The organism is Enterococcus sp. AZ079 (assembly GCF_050547255.1).
GTDB lineage: Bacteria > Bacillota > Bacilli > Lactobacillales > Enterococcaceae > Enterococcus_D > Enterococcus_D casseliflavus.
In genome coordinates this window covers 2,681,979-2,704,569 of sequence record NZ_CP172955.1, presented here as the reverse complement: position 1 = coordinate 2,704,569, position 22,591 = coordinate 2,681,979, and the positions used below count along the sequence as shown (strand labels likewise).

The 22,591-nt window shown below is 44.4% G+C and carries 20 protein-coding genes; 14 read left to right on the top strand and 6 right to left on the bottom strand.

The window, feature by feature from the left end; all coding sequences use genetic code 11:
• Positions 1-37 precede the first annotated feature (37 nt).
• The 5 genes from IGJ15_RS12885 (at position 38) to glnA (ending at position 5,013) form a co-directional block, all read left to right on the top strand.
• Positions 38-787, top strand: a complete 750-nt coding sequence (locus tag IGJ15_RS12885) for a glycerophosphodiester phosphodiesterase (protein ID WP_231472848.1) — start codon at positions 38-40, stop codon at positions 785-787.
• Positions 784-1,701: a tRNA (adenosine(37)-N6)-dimethylallyltransferase MiaA gene (gene miaA / locus IGJ15_RS12880; RefSeq protein WP_087626943.1), complete on the top strand. Its 918-nt coding sequence runs from the start codon at positions 784-786 to the stop codon at positions 1,699-1,701. Before IGJ15_RS12885 ends, miaA begins: the two co-directional genes overlap by 4 nt.
• The gene (gene hflX, locus IGJ15_RS12875; RefSeq protein ID WP_231472849.1) at positions 1,698-2,942 is read left to right on the top strand and encodes a GTPase HflX; all 1,245 of its coding nucleotides are present in this window, start codon (positions 1,698-1,700) and stop codon (positions 2,940-2,942) included. The genes miaA and hflX overlap by 4 nt, the downstream gene beginning before the upstream one ends.
• A gap of 290 nt (positions 2,943-3,232) precedes the next feature.
• The gene (locus tag IGJ15_RS12870) at positions 3,233-3,613 is read left to right on the top strand and encodes a MerR family transcriptional regulator (RefSeq protein WP_231472850.1); all 381 of its coding nucleotides are present in this window, start codon (positions 3,233-3,235) and stop codon (positions 3,611-3,613) included.
• Positions 3,614-3,672: 59 nt separating this feature from the next.
• Positions 3,673-5,013: a type I glutamate--ammonia ligase gene (gene glnA, locus IGJ15_RS12865; protein ID WP_005225167.1), complete on the top strand. Its 1,341-nt coding sequence runs from the start codon at positions 3,673-3,675 to the stop codon at positions 5,011-5,013.
• A 316-nt stretch (positions 5,014-5,329) separates the two neighbouring features.
• Here the strand turns inward: glnA and IGJ15_RS12860 are convergent, their stop codons facing one another.
• Positions 5,330-5,719: a YxeA family protein gene (locus tag IGJ15_RS12860; RefSeq protein WP_231472851.1), complete on the bottom strand. Its 390-nt coding sequence runs from the start codon at positions 5,717-5,719 to the stop codon at positions 5,330-5,332.
• Between the two features lie 234 nt (positions 5,720-5,953).
• Here IGJ15_RS12860 and IGJ15_RS12855 point away from each other — a divergent pair, with 234 nt between their 5' ends.
• Positions 5,954-6,556: a LysM peptidoglycan-binding domain-containing protein gene (locus IGJ15_RS12855; protein WP_231472853.1), complete on the top strand. Its 603-nt coding sequence runs from the start codon at positions 5,954-5,956 to the stop codon at positions 6,554-6,556.
• Positions 6,557-6,678: 122 nt separating this feature from the next.
• On the opposite strand, the gene IGJ15_RS12850 is transcribed toward IGJ15_RS12855, so the two are convergent.
• Entirely contained in the window at positions 6,679-7,842 is a 1,164-nt protein-coding gene (locus tag IGJ15_RS12850) for an epoxide hydrolase family protein (protein ID WP_231472855.1), read from the bottom strand.
• A 227-nt stretch (positions 7,843-8,069) separates the two neighbouring features.
• Between IGJ15_RS12850 and nagB the strand changes: the two genes are divergently transcribed.
• On the top strand, positions 8,070-8,771 hold the full coding sequence (gene nagB / locus IGJ15_RS12845; protein ID WP_005225171.1) for a glucosamine-6-phosphate deaminase: 702 nt from the start codon (positions 8,070-8,072) through the stop codon (positions 8,769-8,771).
• 231 nt (positions 8,772-9,002) lie between these two features.
• Positions 9,003-9,713, top strand: a complete 711-nt coding sequence (locus IGJ15_RS12840) for an MgtC/SapB family protein (RefSeq protein WP_034858162.1) — start codon at positions 9,003-9,005, stop codon at positions 9,711-9,713.
• A gap of 61 nt (positions 9,714-9,774) precedes the next feature.
• On the opposite strand, the gene IGJ15_RS12835 is transcribed toward IGJ15_RS12840, so the two are convergent.
• The gene (locus IGJ15_RS12835; protein ID WP_231472856.1) at positions 9,775-10,599 is read right to left on the bottom strand and encodes a DUF92 domain-containing protein; all 825 of its coding nucleotides are present in this window, start codon (positions 10,597-10,599) and stop codon (positions 9,775-9,777) included.
• Between the two features lie 136 nt (positions 10,600-10,735).
• Here IGJ15_RS12835 and IGJ15_RS12830 point away from each other — a divergent pair, with 136 nt between their 5' ends.
• From IGJ15_RS12830 to IGJ15_RS12805, 6 genes are all read left to right on the top strand, one after another.
• Positions 10,736-12,043: an NAD(P)/FAD-dependent oxidoreductase gene (locus IGJ15_RS12830; protein ID WP_231472857.1), complete on the top strand. Its 1,308-nt coding sequence runs from the start codon at positions 10,736-10,738 to the stop codon at positions 12,041-12,043.
• Positions 12,033-13,475 carry a helix-turn-helix domain-containing protein gene (locus tag IGJ15_RS12825; protein ID WP_231472864.1) on the top strand — a complete coding sequence of 481 codons (1,443 nt, stop codon included), beginning with the start codon at positions 12,033-12,035 and terminating at the stop codon, positions 13,473-13,475. Before IGJ15_RS12830 ends, IGJ15_RS12825 begins: the two co-directional genes overlap by 11 nt.
• 131 nt (positions 13,476-13,606) lie before the next feature.
• Entirely contained in the window at positions 13,607-15,127 is a 1,521-nt protein-coding gene (gene glpK, locus IGJ15_RS12820) for a glycerol kinase GlpK (protein WP_005225176.1), read from the top strand.
• Positions 15,128-15,130: 3 nt separating this feature from the next.
• Positions 15,131-16,960, top strand: coding sequence for a type 1 glycerol-3-phosphate oxidase (gene glpO, locus IGJ15_RS12815; protein ID WP_231472865.1), 1,830 nt, complete (start codon positions 15,131-15,133; stop codon positions 16,958-16,960).
• Complete coding sequence (locus tag IGJ15_RS12810) at positions 16,953-17,669, top strand: MIP/aquaporin family protein (protein WP_428210930.1); 717 nt, start codon at positions 16,953-16,955, stop codon at positions 17,667-17,669. Before glpO ends, IGJ15_RS12810 begins: the two co-directional genes overlap by 8 nt.
• Positions 17,670-17,759: 90 nt before the next feature.
• A complete protein-coding gene (locus IGJ15_RS12805; protein WP_194185653.1) occupies positions 17,760-18,815 on the top strand; it encodes an alpha/beta hydrolase in 1,056 nt (351 codons plus the stop codon).
• Positions 18,816-18,874: 59 nt separating this feature from the next.
• On the opposite strand, the gene nrdF is transcribed toward IGJ15_RS12805, so the two are convergent.
• The 3 genes from nrdF to nrdH all read right to left on the bottom strand — a co-directional run bounded on the left by nrdF (position 18,875) and on the right by nrdH (position 22,419).
• Positions 18,875-19,840 carry a class 1b ribonucleoside-diphosphate reductase subunit beta gene (gene nrdF / locus IGJ15_RS12800; protein ID WP_005225180.1) on the bottom strand — a complete coding sequence of 322 codons (966 nt, stop codon included), beginning with the start codon at positions 19,838-19,840 and terminating at the stop codon, positions 18,875-18,877.
• A 97-nt stretch (positions 19,841-19,937) separates the two neighbouring features.
• On the bottom strand, positions 19,938-22,097 hold the full coding sequence (gene nrdE / locus IGJ15_RS12795; protein WP_081116783.1) for a class 1b ribonucleoside-diphosphate reductase subunit alpha: 2,160 nt from the start codon (positions 22,095-22,097) through the stop codon (positions 19,938-19,940).
• Positions 22,098-22,194: 97 nt separating this feature from the next.
• Complete coding sequence (gene nrdH, locus IGJ15_RS12790; RefSeq protein WP_005225182.1) at positions 22,195-22,419, bottom strand: glutaredoxin-like protein NrdH; 225 nt, start codon at positions 22,417-22,419, stop codon at positions 22,195-22,197.
• Positions 22,420-22,591 lie beyond the last annotated feature (172 nt).

The following is a 22,591-nucleotide window of genomic DNA, read 5'->3' as shown; positions in this document are numbered from 1 at the left end:
TCCATGGTAAAATAAAGAGTGAGAATGGAGTGAAAGAATGATGGTACAAATCGTTGCCCACCGCGGGAGTAGCGGCAACCGACCTGAAAACACGCTACCAGCATTTGCGGAAGCGGTGCGGGTCAAAGCTGATATCATTGAGTTAGATGTACATCTATCAAAAGATGGCGGCTTGATCGTCATGCATGATGAAACGGTTGATCGAACGACCAACGGCAAAGGTCGGATCTGTGACCTGACGGTTGCTGAACTAAAAGAACTCAATGCTGGCAGCTGGTTTTCTGAGGAATTCCAAGCCGCCAAAGTCCCCACGCTAAAAGAAGTGTTGGATTTACTTGCAGCGAAGAATTATCGTGGCATTTTGACGATCGAATTAAAAACCGATCATTATGAGTATGAAGGAATCGAAGCCAAAGTATCCGACTTAATGAATAGTCAAGAATGGCCCTTTACTCATTGGTATTGTTCCTTCAATATCGAGACCTTGGATCGGATCCATGCGATCGAACCGGATGCGACCCTTGATTTTATTATGGGACGCGGGGAAGACAAACCACCGTTGGCGCTCAGCCGACCGTATATCGAAGGAATTCATCCTGCCTATCGCTGGATCCAAGAGACAGCAACAGTCTTGACTGATTTTCCGATCGCGATCCGTCCGTGGACTGTCAACGAAGAAGCGGCGATTCGCACCTGCTTGGCTCTGGGTTTGACGGGGATCATCACCGATTTTCCAGAAAAAGCTCGGGCAATTGTGCAACAGGTTCGCGAGGAAACAAAAGGATGAAAAAAGTCTTAGTAATCGTGGGACCGACCGCAGTTGGTAAAACCGCCTTGAGTATCCAGTTAGCCCAAAAATACCAAGGGGAGATCATCAGCGGGGATTCCATGCAAATTTACCGTCAGTTAGATATCGGTACCGCCAAAGTGACGAAGGAAGAAATGGCAGGGATTCCTCATCATTTGATCGATATTCGTGCAATGACGGAAGCATACTCTGCCGCTGATTTCCAGCAAATGGGGCGTGAAGCCATCGAGACGATCCAGCAGCAAGGAAAGCTGCCGATCGTTGTAGGGGGAACAGGGTTATACATCCAAGCGCTTTTGTATGACTTTCGTTTAGGGGCAGAAGAAGGCGACCCTACGATTCGTCAGCGTTACGAACAAGAAGCAGCAGCCATCGGCAAAGAAGCTTTATGGCAAAAGCTGCAGGCGGTCGATCCCTTGGCAGCAGCGAAGATCCACTACAACAATGAGCGGAAAGTGATTCGTGCGTTGGAGGTTTTTGAAACGACTGGCGAAAGTATCGCTGCACCAAAAGAGACACCACAAGCTTTGTACGATTTCTTCATGGTCGGTTTAACCACTGAGCGAGAAGTGTTATACCAGCGAATCAATCAGCGAGTGGACTTGATGATGGATCAAGGCTTGATCGAAGAAGCAAAAGCTGTTTTGCAGTATCCAGAAACGCAAGCCGCCAAAGGGATCGGCTACAAGGAATTTTTGCCCTATTTTCAAGGGCAGGCCACATTGGAGGAGACCGTTGAGCAAATCAAGCAAAACTCACGCCGCTACGCCAAGCGGCAGCTGACGTGGTTCAATAACCGAGCACAGCCCCGATGGATTGATTTAGTGAGGCAACCTGAAGAACAACGTACCCTTGAAACAGAAATCGACCAATGGTTGGAGGAGAAAAGATGAGCCAAGAACGTGTGATTCTTGTCGGAGTAGAAACGGAGAAAAACTATCTTCATTTTGATTCGTCAATGAAAGAATTGAAAAGCTTAACAAAAACCGCCAATGGTGAAGTTGTTTTTTCACTGGTGCAAAAACGGCAGCAAGTCGATCGACAAACCGTGATCGGCAAGGGGAAAGTTGCGGAATTGCAGCAGTTGGCAGAAGCACATGAAGCAGATCTAGTGATCTTCAATCATGAACTGACACCAAGGCAAAGCCAGTTGATCGGTGATGCGCTAGAAGTGCCAGTGATTGATCGCGTCCAGCTGATCCTTGATATTTTTGCGATGCGTGCCCGTTCCAAAGAAGGAAAGCTGCAAGTAGAATTGGCGCAGCTGGATTATTTGCTTCCACGCTTGATAGGGCAAGGAAAGAACATGTCTCGGCTAGGGGGCGGAATCGGAACGAGAGGACCAGGGGAAACCAAGCTGGAGACCGATCGTCGACACATCCGCAACCGCATCACCATCATCAAACGGGAATTGAAGGAAGTGGCAGCCCATCGAGACCGGACACGCCAAAAGCGCAAAGACAGCCAAGTCTTTCAAATGGGCTTGATTGGTTATACCAATGCTGGAAAATCAACTATTTTAAACATTTTGACCAGTGCGGATACGTATGAACAAGACCAGTTGTTTGCGACACTTGACCCTTTGACGAAACGCTGGCGGATGCCAGAAGGATTCGAAGTCACCATTACCGATACGGTTGGTTTTATCCAAGAATTGCCGACCCAATTGATCGATGCGTTTCATTCCACACTGGAGGAAAGTCAAAACATGGACTTCTTGCTGCATGTCGTCGATGCCAGTTCCGAAGAACGGGTCCAGCAAGAGGAGACGGTCTTAAAATTAATGGAGGAACTTTCTTTGACCCAATTACCGATGTTGACGGTCTACAATAAGGCGGATCGCATCGACGCCGATCAGTTTATCCCAACGCTCTTTCCCAATGTCTTGATCTCAGCAAAGAGTACCAAAGGCAAAGAACGCTTGACTCAGGAGATCAAAATGGAATTGATGCAGATCATGCAGCCTTATCATCTAGTGCTGCAAGCCGATGAAGGCAATGCGCTGAATCGTTTAAAACGGGAGTCGCTAGTGTTGAGCAATGCCTTCGATGAAGCAACACAGACCTATCATATCAAAGGATTTGCGCTGGAGGATACCTATCCACTACGCAGAATGGCGCAAGAACAGGAATAAACAGAAAACGGTGCAGCCGATGCACCGTTTTTTTGTGGTGACAAAATTATGGGAGTATAAGTGGTTTGACTTTCTTCAAGTGCAAAACCCGAACATTTTTGGCTAAGGTACCATTTCTTCCAGAAAAAGGACTGCTTGAACATGCGATCAAATCAAGGGCCCAATGGAAAAATCAAAAAAATTTGCATTCATGTCACTTTTTCTAACATGAGGGGTTGACACACAAAAAAAGAATTGGTATAGTTTCCATAAAGTTACGCAGCATCATTGAAACGGAGGGGAGCCAAGTTATGCGGGAAAAAGAATTGCGGCGCTCAATGTCAGTCTTTCCTATCGGAACAGTCATGAAATTGACCGATCTCACCGCCCGTCAAATTCGTTATTACGAAGAACAAGAATTGATCCACCCGGAACGCAGCGATGGCAATCGACGAATGTATTCGCTGAATGATATTGATACCTTGCTAGAGATCAAAGACTATCTTTCCGATGGACTGAACATGGCGGGAATCAAACGAGTTTATGAAATGAAAGTTGCCAAAGAAAAAGAAGCGAAGAACAAACCGCCGCTGACCGATGAAGATGTACGTCGAATTTTTTATGATGAACTCTTGGCTCAAGGTGGATTGAATCAAAAACAGCCATACCAGCAAAAAGGTCCACGAATGTAGAGCATTAGTAGATCGTTGCTGTGATATAAAAAAAGAATTGGGAAAAAGGAAGGGATACTATGCCAAAATTTGAAAGAACTGCCGAAGACATCAAACAAATCGTAAAGGATGAGAACGTGCGCTTTTTACGCTTGATGTTTACTGATATTTTAGGAACGAACAAGAACGTTGAAGTACCTGTAAGTCAATTAGATAAAGTACTGGAAAACAAAATGATGTTTGACGGTTCTTCTATTGAAGGGTTTGTCCGTATTGAAGAAAGTGACATGTATCTGTATCCTGATTTGTCCACCTGGATGATCTTCCCTTGGGAAAGTGAACATGGCAAAGTGGCTCGTTTGATCTGTGATATCTACAATCCAGATGGCACCCCATTTGCAGGCGACCCTCGTGGCAACTTAAAACGGGCATTAGCTGACATGCAATCCCTTGGTTTTACTTCTTTCAATCTTGGACCAGAACCCGAATTTTTCCTATTCAAATTAGATGAAGCAGGCGAAATCACAACGGAATTAAACGACAAAGGCGGCTACTTCGATTTTGCCCCAACCGATCTAGGGGAAAACTGCCGTCGCGATATCGTATTAGAATTAGAAAGCCTTGGTTTTGAAGTTGAAGCGTCTCACCATGAGGTGGCACCAGGGCAACACGAGATCGACTTTAAATATGCGGATGCAGTGGAAGCATGTGACAACATCCAAACCTTCAAGCTTGTCGTGAAAACCATTGCTCGTAAACACGGCTTGCATGCGACCTTCATGCCAAAACCATTATTCGGCATCAACGGTTCAGGCATGCACTGCAACATGTCCTTGTTCAAAGGTGATGAAAATGTCTTCTTTGATGAAGAAGGACCAATGCAATTAAGCCAAACAGCGTATCACTTCTTAGGCGGTTTGATCGAACACGCCCGTGCTTACACGGCTGTCTGCAACCCAACCGTCAACTCTTACAAACGCTTAGTGCCAGGTTACGAAGCGCCTGTATACGTGGCATGGTCAGGACGCAACCGTTCACCATTGATTCGGGTGCCAGAATCAAGAGGCTTGTCAACGCGTTTGGAATTGCGTTCGGTTGACCCATCCGCTAACCCATACTTAGCAATGGCTGTTTTATTACAAGCAGGACTTGATGGCGTTAGACGTGAGTTGACACCACCACCAGCTGTCGACCGCAACATCTATATCATGAACGAAACAGAACGTGCAGAAGCACAAATCGAAGATCTGCCATCAACGATCCACAATGCCATCAAAGCATTGCGTAAAGACCAAGTGATGATCGATGCCTTAGGCAAACACATCTATGCCAACTTTGTCGAAGCAAAACGATTAGAATGGGCAGCCTTCCGCCAAACAGTCTCCGAGTGGGAAAGAGAACAATACTTGGAACTCTATTAAAATCGCAAAAAAAGCCGCTAGAGATAAACAATCTAGCGGTTTTTTTATGATGGCACCAGCTTGTATCTTCTTGATTCTGGTTTTATTTATTTCCGATCATCAATAGCTGCTTGATCAAAGTTTGAGAAAAAAACCATTGCGAAGCTAGAGCGGTTCTGTCTATGAGAAGCGTAACTCTTGACCATTGGTAAAAATCAAAAAATACCAGTCGGGCGAGGACTGGTAAGAGGAAGAAAAATAGTTTTGGTATAAAGCTAGCATAGACCGTCAAAGTAAAATGAACCTTAAAAAGTAGAAAGTTTCTTGTAAGAAGTCCTTATTCGTCAAAGGTTTCCAGCTCAGACAGTATTTTTGCGGGGACTTCTGATTGAGGGACTTCGTTGGGACCAGAAATGATGCGGGTCTTACTGATTTCTGCTTTGACTAAAGTATTTGGAGCCAATGGTTTTACATTTTCGCCCGTCAGGTCATAGGTCATGAGTTCTTTTTCACCATTTTTCTTTACGAATTCAAAGGTGTATTTGTAGGTAAAAGAGCCATCTATTTTTTCACCAGAATCGCTGTAGGTTTGTGTCTTTTCAGGGACTTTGTTGGGCGTGATAGCATAAGCCGTGATGCCGCGATACGTTGTTGCATAGTACATGTAGCCGAAATAGCCGGCTACGACAATAATCAAAACGCCAAGCGTTAATAGTAGTTTTTTCATGGGTGTCATTCCTTTCCATTACTAGCATCACTATAGCATGTGGCCACTAAAAGCACTCATCGAAAGGGATAACAATATTGTAAGTTTAGCATTTTTGAATAAAAATCCTGTAACTTTCTGTTTAACAATTGTGATAATGAAAAATATTTCTGAAACCTTCCTGCAATATTGTAATGTTATTCTCTTACTTGTGCCCGATAGCGGGACAAATAATCAAAAGAGAGGTTTTTTCATTTGAAAAAATTTGCATTTACAGTTGTTGCAGGATTTGGTTTATTCGTTGGCGGAACAGTTGTTTCAGCAGCAGAACAAACCCATGTTGTCAAACCAGGAGACACTCTATCTGGGATCGCTGCTACTTATCAAACAACGGTCGAAGACCTTTTAGCTTTAAATGATTCGATCGAAAATCCAAATATGATTTTTGATGGCGAAACATTGTTGGTTTCTAACGATGGCCAATCAGTAGAAAACAAAGAAACAAGTACGAAAGAAAGCACAGAAAAAAGTGAGTCTACAGCGACTTCTAACGTGAGTCAAACTCGTTCAAGCGTTCCTGGTGCTGGTTCTGGTGTCTTGAATCCAGTGGATGGGATCAACTATTTCAATGGTGTGAGAGAATCGTACTACTCACAAAAAGTCTTGCCAGGAGGCGGATTGAATATCCCTGGTCGCCATGTAGCATCAGACGGAACCATCCGTGATGCCGATGGGTACATCGTTGTTGCCAGTGATAATCAACCGAAAGGATCGACTGGTCAATCATCTTTAGGTGCCTATAAAGTCTATGACACAGGTGTCGGTCATAGCGGTATTGATGTTTATACGAATTGGTAAGCAAGAAAACTTGATCTAAAAAATACTATACTATAACTGAAGCGAGCATTTAGTTTTTGAACAGCTCGTCGCAGACGCTAAAAAAGCTGCGCCCATCAACTTTTAGGGCACAGCTTTTTTATTTACTCCTTTGTTGTATCAGTTACTGTAGAAAAGAAAGTGCAGATATGGTCTGCAAGCAAAGCTGGACATTCAGCAGCAGCGAAATGCCCACCAGTGTTAAGCTCTTCCCAGCGAAGGATCTTCGGGAAAAGTCTTTCTACGTACTCTTTTGGCGGACGTTCATGAGCTTTGGAAGTTAGTAAAACACCTAAAGGTACAAATGAACGTTCAAATTGGTTAGGCCACTGTGTATATTGACCTTCATAGTAGAAGCGATTTGAAGAATTGATCGTTTCGGTAAACCAGTAAATAGAAACATTGGTTAAGAGTGTATCCAAGTCAAAGTGATAGTGGGTGTCTTCCTCATTCTGCATTGACCATAAATACCATTTTTCAATAATGAAGGCAGCTAAACCTACAGGTGAATCATTGAGTCCATAAGCATACGTTTGTGGTTTTGTACCTAAACTATGAGCATAGCCACCTTCTTTTGCATACCAACGTTTACAAAGTGCCAAATATTCTGTTTCTGCTGTGCTCATAGGCGTTTCATCTGTTATACGAGGACTAGGGTTTCCCGGTGAGGTGGTATGGTAGCCAATCACATTATCTGGGTGATCCAAACATAGGAGACCGGCGATACTTGCTCCTAAATCATAACCATGAATTCCGAATTGATCATAGCCCAACCTCTTCATAAGTTTTAACAAAATCTGCCCAGCCTTGCGATCTTCAAAATGTCCCTCTTTTGGGATGTCAGAAAATCCATGTCCAGGAATTGAAGGAATAATGACATCAAAAGAAGCTTCTGGTGAACCGCCAAAGGATTCTGGATCAGTTAGGAACGGAATCAAATCCAAAAGCTCATAAATAGAACTCGGCCAACCATGGGGAATCAACAATGGTGTCGGATTGGGACCGTGCCCACGTTCATGTATAAAATGAATCGTCAATCCATCAATCGTAGTTGTGAAATTGGCAAAAGCATTTATTTTCTTTTCCGTATGACGCCAATCAAATTCGTCTTGCCAATAAGAAATAATCGTTTTCATATCATCTAAAGGAATACCATAATTCCAGCCAGCATTGGCAAGTTCATCGGGATACCTTGTTAGCGCTAGGCGTTTTTTTAAGTCACTCAATGCTTTTTCTGAAATCCTTACTTCAAAAGGGCTAATTTCCATGGGACCTCCTAATAAAAATGTACTTGTTAAGAATAGGATACATGAACGTATGTTCTTTTTACAGTTTTTCGCTTGATTAGTCAAAATTGAATCTGATTTTTAGGATGAAAAAGTCAGATTCGGCTATCAAAATAGTAAAAATCGTCATCTGGTCTAGACTAATTATTGTAATCAAACACAACCTGTGGTATTATTGGACTATACCAAATAGAAACGGAGCGCTGATCATGGAAATTATTCGCGTTAAAGATGCTGCTCAAGGCGGAAAGAAAGCTTTTGAATTGATTCAAGAAGGTATGGCAAATGGCGCCAAGGTCCTAGGCTTAGCAACAGGAAGCACGCCAGAAACCCTTTATGCAGAAATGACTGCCAGTGAAGTTGATTTTTCAGAAATGACTTCAGTCAACTTAGATGAATACGTAGGACTAGGCGGCGAAGACGAACAAAGCTATCGCTACTTCATGAATGCTCATTTATTCAATAAAAAACCATTCAAAGAAACCTTCGTACCAAACGGCAAAGCGGAAGACTTAGAAGCAGAATGCCAACGCTACGATAGCGTGATTGCGGATCACCCAGTTGATATCCAAATCTTGGGTATCGGTCAAAACGGACATATCGGCTTCAACGAACCTGGTGCATCTTTTGAAGGAACGACCTCAGTCGTTGATTTAACTGAATCGACCATCAATGCCAACAAACGCTACTTTGATAAAGTCGAAGACGTCCCAACGACGGCAATTTCAATGGGGATCGGTTCGATTATGCAAAGCAAAAAAATCATTTTGATGGCATTTGGCGAAGTCAAAGCGGATGCGATCCAAAAAATGATTGAAGGACCCGTAACCAACGAATTACCGGCTTCTGTTTTACAAAAGCATGATGACGTGATCGTGATCATCGATGAGGCTGCTGCCAGCAACCTGTAAAACAAAATCAGCCCTTTTCAGAAATAAGTCAGAAGGAAAAATGAGCATCCACGCAGCTTCCCCTTGCGCTTGTGCAGTAGCGCCAGCGCAGCTGCGAGCAATGGTTTGTAGCTTACTTGCTTATTTTCTGAGGGGGCTTTTTTTATTTGACTGATTCGGCGCTGTTTTTTTCTTTTTTTCATCAGAGATGCTATAGTTAAAAGAGAGAATACGAAGAAAAGAGGGATGCAAATGGTTGATATGCATTTATCCATTCCTGAAGTAGCGCTGAGATTGCTGCTGGCAATGATCATGGGAGGAGCGATTGGGTACGAGCGGCAATACAAAAGCCGACCAGCTGGTCTTAGAACCCATATCTTGGTTTGCATGGGGGCTTGTGTCATTGCCTTGATCCAAGTGGAGATCGCCACAGGTGCCATGCGAGATGCGCTGGATCATCCAGATTTAGCAGGCGTGATTCGTTCAGACGAAGCACGATTGATCGCACAAGTCGTTAGCGGGGTCGGTTTTCTAGGCGCCGGAACGATCATTGTGACGAAGCGCTCGGTGACGGGGTTGACGACGGCTGCTTCCTTATGGGCGATCGCAGGTTTAGGAATTGCCATCGGGATGGGCTTTTACACCATCGCATTAAGCAGTTTTATCGGGATCTTCTTTGCATTGACGATCGTTAAGCGGATCGTCCGTGTACCAACAGCAAAAAAATTAGAGATCCAGTACATCCATCGCACCGAGACCAAAGAGTTTTTGACGGAGTACTTCCAAGAGAAAAATATCGTGATCGAAGATGTCAATTTTGATGTCAAATTCATGGAAGACTATCGCATTTATACCAACATTTATACGATTGATCTCCCCCGAGGACTAGGCTTTTCTGAAGTGATCGAAGAATTGTCTGTCTACAAAAATGTCACGAAGATCCGCTTAGTGGATATTGCTTAATCGGTATTGAGTCAAAAAGCAGCAAGACACCTCACATTAGTGAGGTGCTTTGCTGCTTTTTTTATGATGCGGTAGACATTTTTAAGTAAAAGAAACACACCGTCAAAATAACGATCACTATTGAACTCAGCAAATTGACCCCTTCATTCGTTACAAAGGTAAGACCGCCGACTTGCTTGGTTGCAACGTCGTGGTGGACTTTTTTTTCGGTGTATTGGTGACAGACAGGGCATTGATAGCGCACCTGAATCGTTGCGCCCAGTAAGCTGTCCAAGAGACTACCGCCAAAGCCTAAAGCAGTCAAGGTCAACCAGAGATCAAAGGAGAACGGCTTGCCGTTCAACCATAAGGCTGCTGCGAATAAACCAGTGATGGCGAGACTCCCTGCTAGGGAAGCGGCAGTTCCCAACCAACTGACACCGCCGGAAAGTCCCGGTGGTAATTTTTTTCCCGTTAGTAAGTGACGCGGTGAACTTGGACTCAGCACGCCGATTTCTGAGCCCCAAGTGTCAGCCGTACAGCTAGCGATTCCCGCCACAAATCCCCAAAGGAATAGCGGTTCTTTCGTCCAAAAGGCAAGCAGTAGAGCAAAGATGCTTGGTGCGATGTTTGCAAAGACTTGTTTTGCATCACGGCGAGCACCTTTGGCAAGCACAGCTGACTCTGGCTGATTGCGCATTTTCTTTAAAAGACCAATGATGCCAGAGCTGGCAAAGAAAAAGCCAATCAAAAAGATGCTGTACCACGGACCAAAGCCAATGACCAGTGTGCCGCAAAGAATCGCAGCCAGTGCGCCAGAAACAGTTAGCCACTGAAAGACGAATGCTGCCGCTGCAACGAATGTACTGGCAAACAATCCCAGCATGAATTGATAAAAGAAAACCATTTGAACACTCCTTTGCGTATAGTGTAGCATAGGTCTCATTTATTTTACCGCAGTTAACAAAAAAATAGTCAGCCTGATAGCTTTTTACTCGTCAAATGAGAGCGTTTCATTTAAGCTAAAGGAGAGAGGTGATCCAATGAAAATCATTATCATAGGCGGGTCCTTTGGTGGTGTCAGCTGCGCCCGTGAAGCACGCCGATTATACCCTGACGCAGAGATTTTATTGATAGAAAAAAAAACCCATCTTGGGTTTGTTCCAAGCGGTTTGTTATTGCTGATCGAAGGCAGGATCGCATCGCTGGAAGAAGCATTCTTTTGTACGAAGGAGCAGCTGGAGGCAGAAACGATCGACGTTGCCTTAGAAGAAACGCTTCTGGAGATTTTTCCTTCGGATCATCGGATTCGAACGGATCAGCGAGAACTAAGTTATGATCGACTCGTCTTGGCAGCAGGCTCCAGTCAAGATTCCACTGTTTTGCCACAACCAGAAGAAGCACTACTGACCTACAAGGAATATGAGGCAGCCAAGCATTTCTTGCAGCAATTGCCCCAAGCAGAGTCGATTACCATCGTAGGTGCTGGTCAAGCGGGGATGGAAGCGGCGAATACCTTGACTGCGATCGGAAAAAAAGTCAGTGTGATCGAATCAATGTCATATCCTTTATTCAAGTACTTTGATCACGATTTTTTGCAGCCCTTTTTAACGGAGATCGAAAAAATCCCCAACTTGCAGCTGCATTGGTCCAAGCCAACTTTGGCAGTCGTTAAAACGGAAACAGGCTTTCGGATCGAAACCGCCGATCAAGGCTATGAAAGCGATCTGGTATTGACGACAGTCAACGTTCATCCTCGCTTGCCAGAGGCATTTGCGGTCTTTGAATTACACAGTGATCAAACCATCTGGACAGATGCCTACTTGGAAACCTCTGCCACGGATATTTTTGCGGTCGGCGATTTGATCCAAATTCCGAATGCTATTACGAAAGACACGGTCTATATGCCCTTAGTCAACAATGCTGTTCGCTCAGGAATCGCAGCAGCTCGCAATCTGGCAAGCAAAACCACCCCGTTTCGTGGCGGATTGCGGACAGTCGGTACGCAACTGTTTGAATGGTACTTAGCAAGCACCGGCCTGACCGAGTCGGATCGGTTTTTCTTCGAATCTCCGATCGTCTGTCATGCGTTTACTGCCGCCAGTTCCTTGTTTGATCCAACACAGGTTCATGGAAAAGTGATGATCGAACAAGCCAGCGGCCGAATCGTTGGTGCGCAGCTTTTATCAAAAGCCAATATTTTGGAAAAAATCAATTTACTAGCATTTGCGATCGAGCAGCAGGCAACGATGGAGGAGTTGACCCAAAAAGACTTTTTCTTCCATCCACGATTCACTAATGTAATCGACGAAACTTTTCTGTGGTCGGGAAGTGATGCCGATGAGACTTGATCAGTTATTAGAAAAAAAAGAAGCAAAGCAATTGCAGCTGCTCAAAAAGCTTTTACTGGTGGGCGGAAAAATGGAGCTGCACGAGCTGGCGAGCTATCTTGGCATCAGTAAGCCTTCCTTGGAAAAATATGTGGAGGAGTTGCAAGATGAGCTGGCTCACTACCAAGAGCAGTGTCAGTTGTATTATCGAAAAGGTGTCCTGGTCTTTGAAATGAGTCCCACTTTTTCCCTCAATCAAATCGAATGGGCGTTTTATCGGTCAGCATTGAAATTTCAAATCCTCGAGCATCTTTTGCAGCATCAAGAGGTGACCACTGTCCAGCTGGCACAAAAATTAGCGGTCAGCGAGTCATCCTTGTTTCGCAAAATCAAAGAGCTAAATGGCTTGCTAGCAGAATTCGAGTTAGAGATCTGGCAAGGAAAGCTGATTGGGGAAGAAACGCAAATTCGTTATTTCTATTTTGAACTCTTTTGGTATGTCCATTCTTTCGACAGTCAGCCGCTGCCGATCGATGAAAAATACGTCGGTCTGATCACACGAGGTCTGAACATGACCTTCACGAAAGAAGCCCAACAGCGCTTGTCCCTATGGCTGAGGATCATGAAGGCGCGACTGAAAATTGCTACTCAATCCTTTCAAGTCTTACGGGAGAAAATGGTACCCTACACGAAAGATCCTTTGTTTCAGCAATTACGGGAGTTGGTATTTCGTGGGTTTGGCCATTATGCATTAGAAGTCAGAGAAGAGGAGGCGATGCTGCACTTTGTCTTTTTACTGTCGTTCTCGGTGTTATCCGAACACGATCTGCAAGTGTATATGCTGCAGCGTTCTCGGTTTACACCAACTGCCTTGACGGATACCTTGATTTTGGAACATATTTTGCATCTCTACCGCCCATCGTTTGTTCCCCGTGAAATCGAAGCCACTTGTTATGGTCACCTGCTGCAGATCCACAGCCGCGTGTATTTTTTCAAAGGGGCTGTGGAGGTTTTTGATCGAGAAAATATTTGGCAGTTAGAAGCGCAGCTATCCAGTCGTAACATCCAGCAAATCAGTCACGAACTATTGGATAAGGCTTTAGCAGAGCTTGATATCAAGCCATCTGATAAAAATAGTTTGTTGATGATGACGATGGTCAAATACTTGAGTGTCATCACGATCATCGATTATCAAATCAATCGGGAGTTTCGCGTCGGGATCGCTTTGAAAATGGATGAACTGTTTAAAGAAGCCCTCTACTATATGTGGCTGCTGTATCTCAAAAATTTGAATGGCGTAGTCGTAGAACGCTATCGCCCAGAACAAGAATATGACTTGATCTTGGCAAATTATGCTATTGAGACGAAAACACCGACTTATCGAATCAGTGAACTAGGTACCGCTTATGATCGGGAAACGATCAAAAAAATGATCCGCGAACGCTTTCAATAGTGGATTTCGTCAATTTCTTAGAAATTTGAAAAAAAATTGACGAACCACATTGCGAAAGTTCAGCTAAAATAAAAGCAAGTCAGAAAGCGCTAACAAGAAAAGCGTATAAAAAACTAAAGGGAGCGAACCAAATGGCAGAAAAAAATTATGTAATGGCGATCGACCAAGGAACCACTAGTTCAAGAGCAATTATTTTTGATCGTAATGGGAAAAAAATCGGCAGTTCACAAAAAGAGTTTCCGCAATACTTTCCAAAATCGGGTTGGGTAGAACACAACGCCAACGAAATTTGGAACTCTGTCCAATCAGTCATCGCAGGGGCATTTATTGAATCAGGTATCCGACCAGAAGCAATCGCCGGCATCGGGATCACCAACCAGCGTGAAACGACAGTGGTTTGGGACAAAACGACAGGCCAGCCGATCGCAAATGCAATCGTTTGGCAATCCCGCCAATCTTCACCGATCGCTGACCAATTAAAAGCAGATGGCCATACAGAGATGATCCATGAAAAAACTGGGTTAGTCATTGATGCGTATTTCTCAGCGACCAAGGTGCGCTGGCTTTTAGACAATATCGAAGGGGCACAAGAAAAGGCGGATAATGGCGAGCTACTTTTCGGAACGATCGATTCATGGCTTGTGTGGAAACTGACAGATGGACAAGTCCATGTCACCGACTACTCCAATGCTAGTCGGACGATGCTTTACAATATCCATAAATTAGAATGGGATCAAGAAATCTTGGATCTTTTGAACATTCCAAGCTCGATGCTACCAGAAGTCAAAAGCAACTCAGAAGTCTATGGTCACACCCGCAGCTACCATTTTTACGGCAGTGAAGTACCAATCGCTGGAATGGCTGGGGACCAACAAGCCGCCCTCTTTGGACAAATGGCCTTTGAAAAAGGCATGATCAAAAATACTTACGGCACTGGGGCATTTATCGTCATGAATACGGGTGAAGAACCACAATTGTCTGACAATGACCTACTGACGACCATCGGGTATGGCATCAACGGCAAAGTCTATTATGCCTTAGAAGGAAGTATCTTCGTTGCTGGATCAGCGATCCAATGGCTGCGGGACGGTCTACGAATGATCGAGTCTTCTCCGCAATCAGAAGAAATAGCTGCCAAAGCAAAAGGCGATAATGAAGTGTATGTGGTGCCTGCCTTTACTGGATTGGGTGCACCTTATTGGGATTCAGATGCAAGAGGAGCCGTCTTTGGCTTGACTCGTGGGACGACGAAGGAAGATTTTGTTCGGGCAACATTGCAAGCTGTTGCGTATCAATCAAAAGATGTCATCGACACGATGAAAAAAGATTCTGGCATCGATATCCCATTGCTGAAGGTCGATGGCGGTGCAGCCAAAAACGATCTATTGATGCAGTTCCAAGCGGACATTTTAGACATTGACGTGCAACGAGCAGCGAATCTGGAAACAACCGCATTAGGTGCAGCTTACTTGGCAGGGCTAGCGGTTGGCTTCTGGAAAGACTTGGATGAATTGAAATCAATGGCAGAAGAAGGGCAAATGTTTACACCAGAAATGCCAGCAGAAGAAAGAGACAATTTGTACGAAGGCTGGAAACAAGCGGTGGCAGCTACTCAGACCTTCAAATTCAAAGCGAAGAAAGAAGGCGAGTAAGCCATGACCTTTTCACATAAAGATCGGAAGCAAACCATTCAAGAAGCGGCAAAGACCACCTATGATGTATTGATCATCGGTGGTGGGATCACTGGCGCGGGGGTTGCTGTTCAAACCGCAGCCGCTGGGATGAAGACGGTTCTTTTGGAAATGCAGGATTTTGCCGAAGGAACGTCTTCGCGGTCCACCAAACTCGTTCATGGTGGTATTCGCTATTTGAAAACCTTTGACGTGGAAGTGGTCGCTGACACCGTGCGGGAGCGGGCGATCGTGCAGCAAATTGCTCCGCATATCCCGAAACCAGATCCAATGCTTTTGCCAATCTATGATGAACCAGGGGCAACCTTCTCCTTGTTTTCTGTCAAAGTGGCGATGGATCTTTATGATCGCTTAGCGAATGTGACAGGCAGTAAATACGAAAATTATCTGCTGACGAAAGAAGAGGTCTTAGAACGCGAACCTCAGCTGCAGGCGGAAAACTTAGTCGGTGGCGGTGTCTATCTTGATTTTCGCAACAACGATGCCCGCTTGGTGATCGAAAACATCAAACGAGCACAAGCCGATGGGGCAGCAATGATCAGTAAAGGCAAAGTCGTCGGCATCTTACATGATGAGCAAGGCATCATCAATGGGGTAGAAGTGGAGGATCAACTGACAAACGAGCGCTTTGAGGTTCACGCCAAAGTCGTGATCAACACGACAGGCCCTTGGTCAGACATCGTTCGTCAATTAGACAAGAATGATGAGTTGCCGCCACAAATGCGTCCGACGAAAGGTGTCCATTTAGTGGTCGATCGTGAAAAACTAAAAGTGCCGCAACCAACCTATTTTGATACTGGGAAAAATGATGGTCGGATGGTTTTCGTGGTACCAAGAGAAAATAAGACCTATTTTGGCACAACCGATACGGATTATACAGGCGATTTCGCCCATCCAACGGTCACGCAAGAAGATGTTGATTATCTACTGACCATCGTGAATGAACGCTTCCCTCACGCTCAGATCACCCTGGATGATATCGAAGCGAGCTGGGCAGGATTGCGTCCGTTGATTGTGAATAATGGCGGGTCTGATTACAATGGCGGCGGTAAAGGCAAACTATCGGATGAAAGCTTTGAGCAGATCGTTGAAAGCGTCAAAGAGTATCTTGAAGATGAGCGGCAGCGACCAGTCGTAGAAAAAGCCGTAAAACAAGCACAAGAACGAGTAGAAGCCAGCAAAGTGGATCCATCGCAAGTTTCTCGCGGCAGCAGTTTGGAACGCTCAAAAGACGGACTATTGACGTTGGCAGGGGGAAAAATCACCGATTATCGCTTGATGGCGGAAGGAGCAGTCAAACGGATCAATGAATTGCTCCAAGAAAGCGGTGCATCCTTCGAGTTGGTGGATTCAACCACGTACCCAGTTTCTGGTGGTGAGCTTGATGCAGCCAATGTAGAGGAAGACTTAGCGAAGCTGGCTGACCAAGCGCAAGCCGCTGGATTCGATGAAGCCGCTGCGACGTATTTGGCTCATCTTTATGGGTCGAATCTTCCCCAAGTGTTGAACTACAAGACGAAGTTTGAGGGCTTAGATGAAAAAGAAAGTACGGCCTTGAACTATTCCTTGCATGAAGAAATGGTTCTGACGCCTGTCGATTATCTATTGCGTCGGACCAACCATATCCTATTTATGCGAGACACCTTAGATGAAGTCAAAGCCGGTGTCGTTGCAGCTATGATCGACTTCTTTGGCTGGAGCGAGGAAGAAAAAGCAGCCCATGTAGCAGAATTGAACCAAGTGATCGCAGAATCAGATTTAACAGCCTTAAAAGGAGGAAAAAAAGATGAATGAAACAACCCAGATCTTTAGTGAATTTCTAGGAACGGCTATTTTGGTTTTGTTAGGGGATGGTGTGTGTGCGGCTGTCAATCTGAAAAAGAGTAAAGCAGAAGCCTCTGGCTGGATCGTGATCGCAATGGGCTGGGCGACAGCGGTAACGATTGCCGTTTACGTTTCAGGGTACATGGGACCTGCTCACTTGAATCCAGCCGTTACATTAGGCATGGCGATGACGGGGAATTTTTCTTGGAGCTTGGCTGTACCGTTTATGCTGGCACAAATTGCTGGTGCGATCGTAGGGGCGATCCTCGTTTGGCTTAACTACTTGCCATTATGGGATGAAACAAAAGACCAGGGCGCGATTTTAGGTACCTTTGCAACAGGGCCTGCAGTTCGTAATTTAGTATCGAATACCATCACTGAAGTGATTGGTACCTTTGTCTTAGTCTTTGGCTTATTGGCTTTTGGTGCCAATACCTTTACGGATGGATTAAATCCCATCATCGTTGGGATCTTGATCTTAGCGATCGGGCTGTCGCTTGGTGGACCAACAGGCTATGCCATCAATCCGGCACGGGACTTAGGACCACGGATTGCTCACCAAATCTTGCCAATCAAAAACAAAGGGACTTCCGATTGGGGCTATGCGTTAGTACCAATCATCGGTCCAATGATCGGGGCAGCGATCGCTGCTGGTTTGTTTATGATGTTGCCATTATAAACGATGTTATTTTAAGGATGATGCCTATTGGTATCATCCTTTTTTAATCTTTAGCAATTGTCATTGAATTTGCTAAAAAAACATGGTTAAATGAAAAAGCTGAAACAGAAAGAAGGAAGGAGCTTTTGCGTGAAAAAAATTCTGCGCTTTTTCATGTGGGTGGCGATGGTCCTGATCGGACTCTTAGCTGCCGTTTTTCTGGCTTTTCAACTCTCCCCACGACCGGGGGCTTTTTTGATCGGTCATCTGTTTAACCAAGAAGTGACCATCAAGGATGAGGCAGCTTATCAAAAAAGTTTGCCGAATGTGACGGTCAAACAGGACTTGACGTATCAATCGGATTATCAACGCAGTACCTTTGATCTATATTATCCCAAAGAGGCACAAGGCCCTGTTCCAGTCATTTTTTGGGTCCATGGGGGCGGCTATGTCGGCGGAGACAAAGAAGGGGTCAAAGAGTTTGCGACCTATGTCGCCGATGAAACCAAAGCCGCTGTGATTTCGATCAATTATGAATGGGCACCAAGTCTGCATTATCCTGGACAGGTCAAACAAGTAGCCCAAGCGGTAGACTCGATCAAAGCAGATGCCCAAGCATACCCCATGCTGGATTTCGATCAACTCTTCTTCGGCGGGGATTCTGCAGGGGCCCAAATCGCTGGGCAATATGTGGCGCTGCAAACCAATCCAGCGTATGCGAAGGAAATGTCCTTTGATCAAGACATTCCTGCATCGGCCCTGAAAGGGTTTATTTCCTATTGCGGACCGCTTGATTTGAAGCAGATCGCCGGGACTTCTTCAGATGATCGCTTTATGAAATTCTTTGTCAAAACGGTTGCTTGGTCGTTATTAGGCAAAAAAGAATGGCAAGATAGTCCCCAACTGCAGGAGATCTCGCTGGTGGATAAATTGACGGCTGATTTTCCACCAACGTATATCACGGATGGCAATGCCTATTCCTTTGAAGACCAAGGCATTGCCTTTGCCAACCGGCTGCAAGCTCTTGATATTCCCGTGACGAGTCGCTTTTACAAAGGGGATTCGGAAACGGTGACCCACGAATACCAATTTGATTATAGCTTGCCCCAAGCACAGGCCTGTTTGACAGAAACGTTGACCTTTATCAAAGACCAGCTGGCTCACTAAAAAACACCTTGTTTCTCACCCTCAATTGGCGAGAAACAAGGTGTTTATTTGTCAGCAGATCAATCAAGTCCGATGAAGTAGTCATCGTCTTTCATCGCTTCTACGGAACCAAGCAGATACCCGTTCCCAACTTGTGAGAAGAAGTCGTGGTTGCTGGTACCAGTTGAAATACCGTTCATGACGATTGGATTGACATCGTTGGCGGTATCTGGGAAAAGCGGGTCTTGACCTAGATTCATCAAAGCCTTATTGGCATTGTAACGCAAGAAGGTTTTGACTTCTTCGGTCCAGCCGATCTCATCGTATAATTCTTCGGTATAACGCTCTTCATTTTCATACAACTCATACAACAAGTCGTACATCCAGTCTTTTAGCTTTTGCTGTTCGTCTTCTGGTAATTCGTTGAAACCTAATTGGAATTTGTAGCCGATATACGTGCCGTGAACGGATTCGTCACGAATGATCAATTTGATGATCTCCGCTACGTTCGCTAGTTTGTTATTGCCTAAGTAGTAAAGGGGTGTATAGAAACCTGAATAGAATAAGAAGGTCTCTAGAAATACACTGGCGATTTTTTTCTCTAGCGGTGTGCCATTTTTGTAGATCTCATTGATTCGTTCGGCTTTCTTTTGCAAATATGGATTGGTGTTGGTCCATTCAAAAATATCAGCGATCTCCGCTTTTGTATTCAGGGTGCTGAAAATCGATGAATAGCTTTTTGCATGGACAGATTCCATAAATTGGATGTTGTTCAAGACCGCTTCTTCATGTGGGGTGCGGACATCTTTACGCAGTTGATCCATACCGCTTTCTGATTGAACGGTATCTAATAAAGTCAAGCCGCCAAAGACGTAGCCCACCGTTGTTTTTTCTAATGGTGATAGCGTCCGCCAGTCATCAAGGTCATTTGATAAAGGGATCCGCGTGTCTAACCAGAATTGTTCTGTTAATTTTTCCCAAGTGGATTTATCGATGATATCTTCGATCTCATTCCAGTTGATTGCTTCATAGTAAGTCTTACCCATAGTCGGTTCCTCCAATAATCGTATCAAGACAACAGCCGACCCGCTGTCAAGAAAGAGCAGGGGCAGGCGGTTGGTTCGTTTTCAGGCAAAAGTTGGATTAGATGACGCAGCTTTCACATTGGTTGCTGCCGATCTCTTCTGCATCATCTGTAAAGGTCCGTACATAGTAGATCGATTTGATGCCTTTGTGGAAAGCGTAGTGACGCAAAATGTTCAAATCACGGGTGGTTTGTTTTGTCGTTTCTTTCCATTCGTAAAGACCTTCTGGAATATCTGAACGCATAAACAAGGTCATACTCATACCTTGATCGACGTGTTTTTGAGCAGTTGCGTAAACATCGATCACTTTGCGCATATCCATATCGTAGGCTGATTTGTAGTAGCCGATCGTCTCATTGCTCAAGTAAGGTGCTGGATAGTAGATCTTGCCGATTTTCTTTTCTTGGCGTTCTTCGATCATCCGAGTGATTGGGTGGATGCTGGCACTCGTATCATTGATATAAGAGATCGAACCATTTGGTGCAACGGCTAGGCGGTTTTGGTGATACAAGCCGGTTTCTTTGACGGTTTGTGCCAAGGCTGCCCAATCTTCACCAGTTGGTAAAAAGACGCCTTCGAACAATGCTTTGACTTTTTCCGATTTTGGTTGGTAGTCACCTTGGATATAATCGGTGAAGTAGCTGCCGTCTGCATACGCTGATTTTTCAAAGTTATGGAAAACTTCGCCTTTTTCTTTGGCGATGGCATTGCTTTCAACCAATGTCCAATAGTTCAACAACATGAAATAAAGATCAGTAAATTCAAGGGATTCTGGTGAACCATATTCCATTTGATTTTTTGCAAAATAGGTATGCAAGCCCATTGCGCCTAAACCGATCGTGTGGTTCAAGGCATTCCCATTTTGGATCGATGGTACTACGTCAATGTCAGACGCATCAGTAACAAAGGTCAAGGCACGAGTCATTGCTCGAACAGATTTCCCAAAGTCAGGGCTGTCCATCAATTTCACGATATTGGTGGAACCTAAGTTACAGCTGATATCTGTTCCTAAAACTTCGTATTCTTGTTTGCCGTTGATCTCAGATGGTGCTTGGACTTGAAGGATCTCGGAACAAAGATTACTCATGATGATCTTGCCATCGATTGGGTTGCTGCGGTTTGCTGTATCGATATTGATGATATAAGGATAACCAGATTCTTGCTGCAATTTAGAAATTTCGTTTTCTAGATCACGGGCTCTGATTTTGGTTTTGCGAATCCGTGGGTTCATGACTAAGTTGTCGTATTCCTTGGTGATATCGACATAAGAGAAGGGCACGCCATATTCTTTTTCGACACTGTAGGGACTAAAGAGATACATCTCTTCATTTTTACGCGTCAATTCGTAGAATTTGTCAGGTACGATCACGCCTAATGATAAGGTTTTGACACGGATTTTTTCATCCGCATTTTCTTTTTTCGCTGATAAAAAGCTGATGATGTCTGGGTGGAAGACGTTCAAGTAGACCACGCCAGCCCCTTGCCGTTGACCCAATTGGTTTGAGTAGCTGAAGCTATCTTCAAACAATTTCATTACAGGCATCACACCACTTGCTGCCCCTTCGTAGCCTTTGATAGGCGCGCCGGCTTCCCGCAAGTTTGATAACGTGATCCCGACACCGCCACCGATTCGTGAAAGTTGCAGCGCGGAGTTGATCCCACGACCGATCGCGTTCATGTCATCAGTGATTTGGATCAAGAAACAAGAAACCAACTCACCGCGACGTTTGCGTCCTGCATTCAAGAAAGAAGGGGTTGCTGGTTGGTAACGTTGGTAGATCATTTCATCCGCCAAGCTCATTGCTAACTCTTCATTGCCATCCGCAAAGTAAAGGGCGTTGAAAGCGACCCGATCTTCGTAACGTTCTAGATACGCGGTACCATCATTCGTTTTTAATGCGTATTGTGAATAAAATTTGTAAGCAGCCATAAATGATTTGAAAGTAAAGTGTTGCTCATCTAAGAATTGATACAATTGCTCAATAAAGGCAGGGCGATACTTTTTGATAAATTCTTCTTCTAAATAATCATTTTCAATCAAATAATTGATTTTGTCCATTGCAGTCGCAAAGGTTAAGGTATTTGGTTCAACGTTTTCTTTAAAGAATGCCGCTAAGGCTTCTTTGTCTTTATTTAATGGAATTTGACCATCTACTGGACGGTTGATCTCATTATTCAATTTGAAATAACTGACATCTTTGATTTCTTTCAAGCTCATAAATGGCTAACCTCTTTTCTTGTTTTGTTCGTATAAAAAAGGACTTGCGGTCTGGACGACTGACAAATCCCTCAAAAGCATCACATTGAGAAAAATCTTAGCTCGCTAATTGACGTAGTTGATCTGGACGGAAACCGATGATCGTTTGCGCATCAGAGGTAATGACTGGCACACTTTGGAATCCTTGTTCTTTCAAAAATTCTAATGCTTCAGGCTCATTATCAATATTGATTTCTTCAAATGCAATCTGATTTTCACTTAAAAAGCGTTTCGCCATTTTACATTGCATGCAGTTGTTTTTAGAAAATAGTTTGATATTCATAATTGTTTCCTCCGAGTTGTAATAGTTATAAACCTAGTATAAATAAGTCTCGGAGAAAGTCAACGAAAAAACACTATATCTTGTGCTTGTGAATTCGGCATACACAATTTATAGTGTTTCTGTGTTTTTTATGCAAGGGAAAAAAGCGGAAAATACTTAGAATTACAAGGTT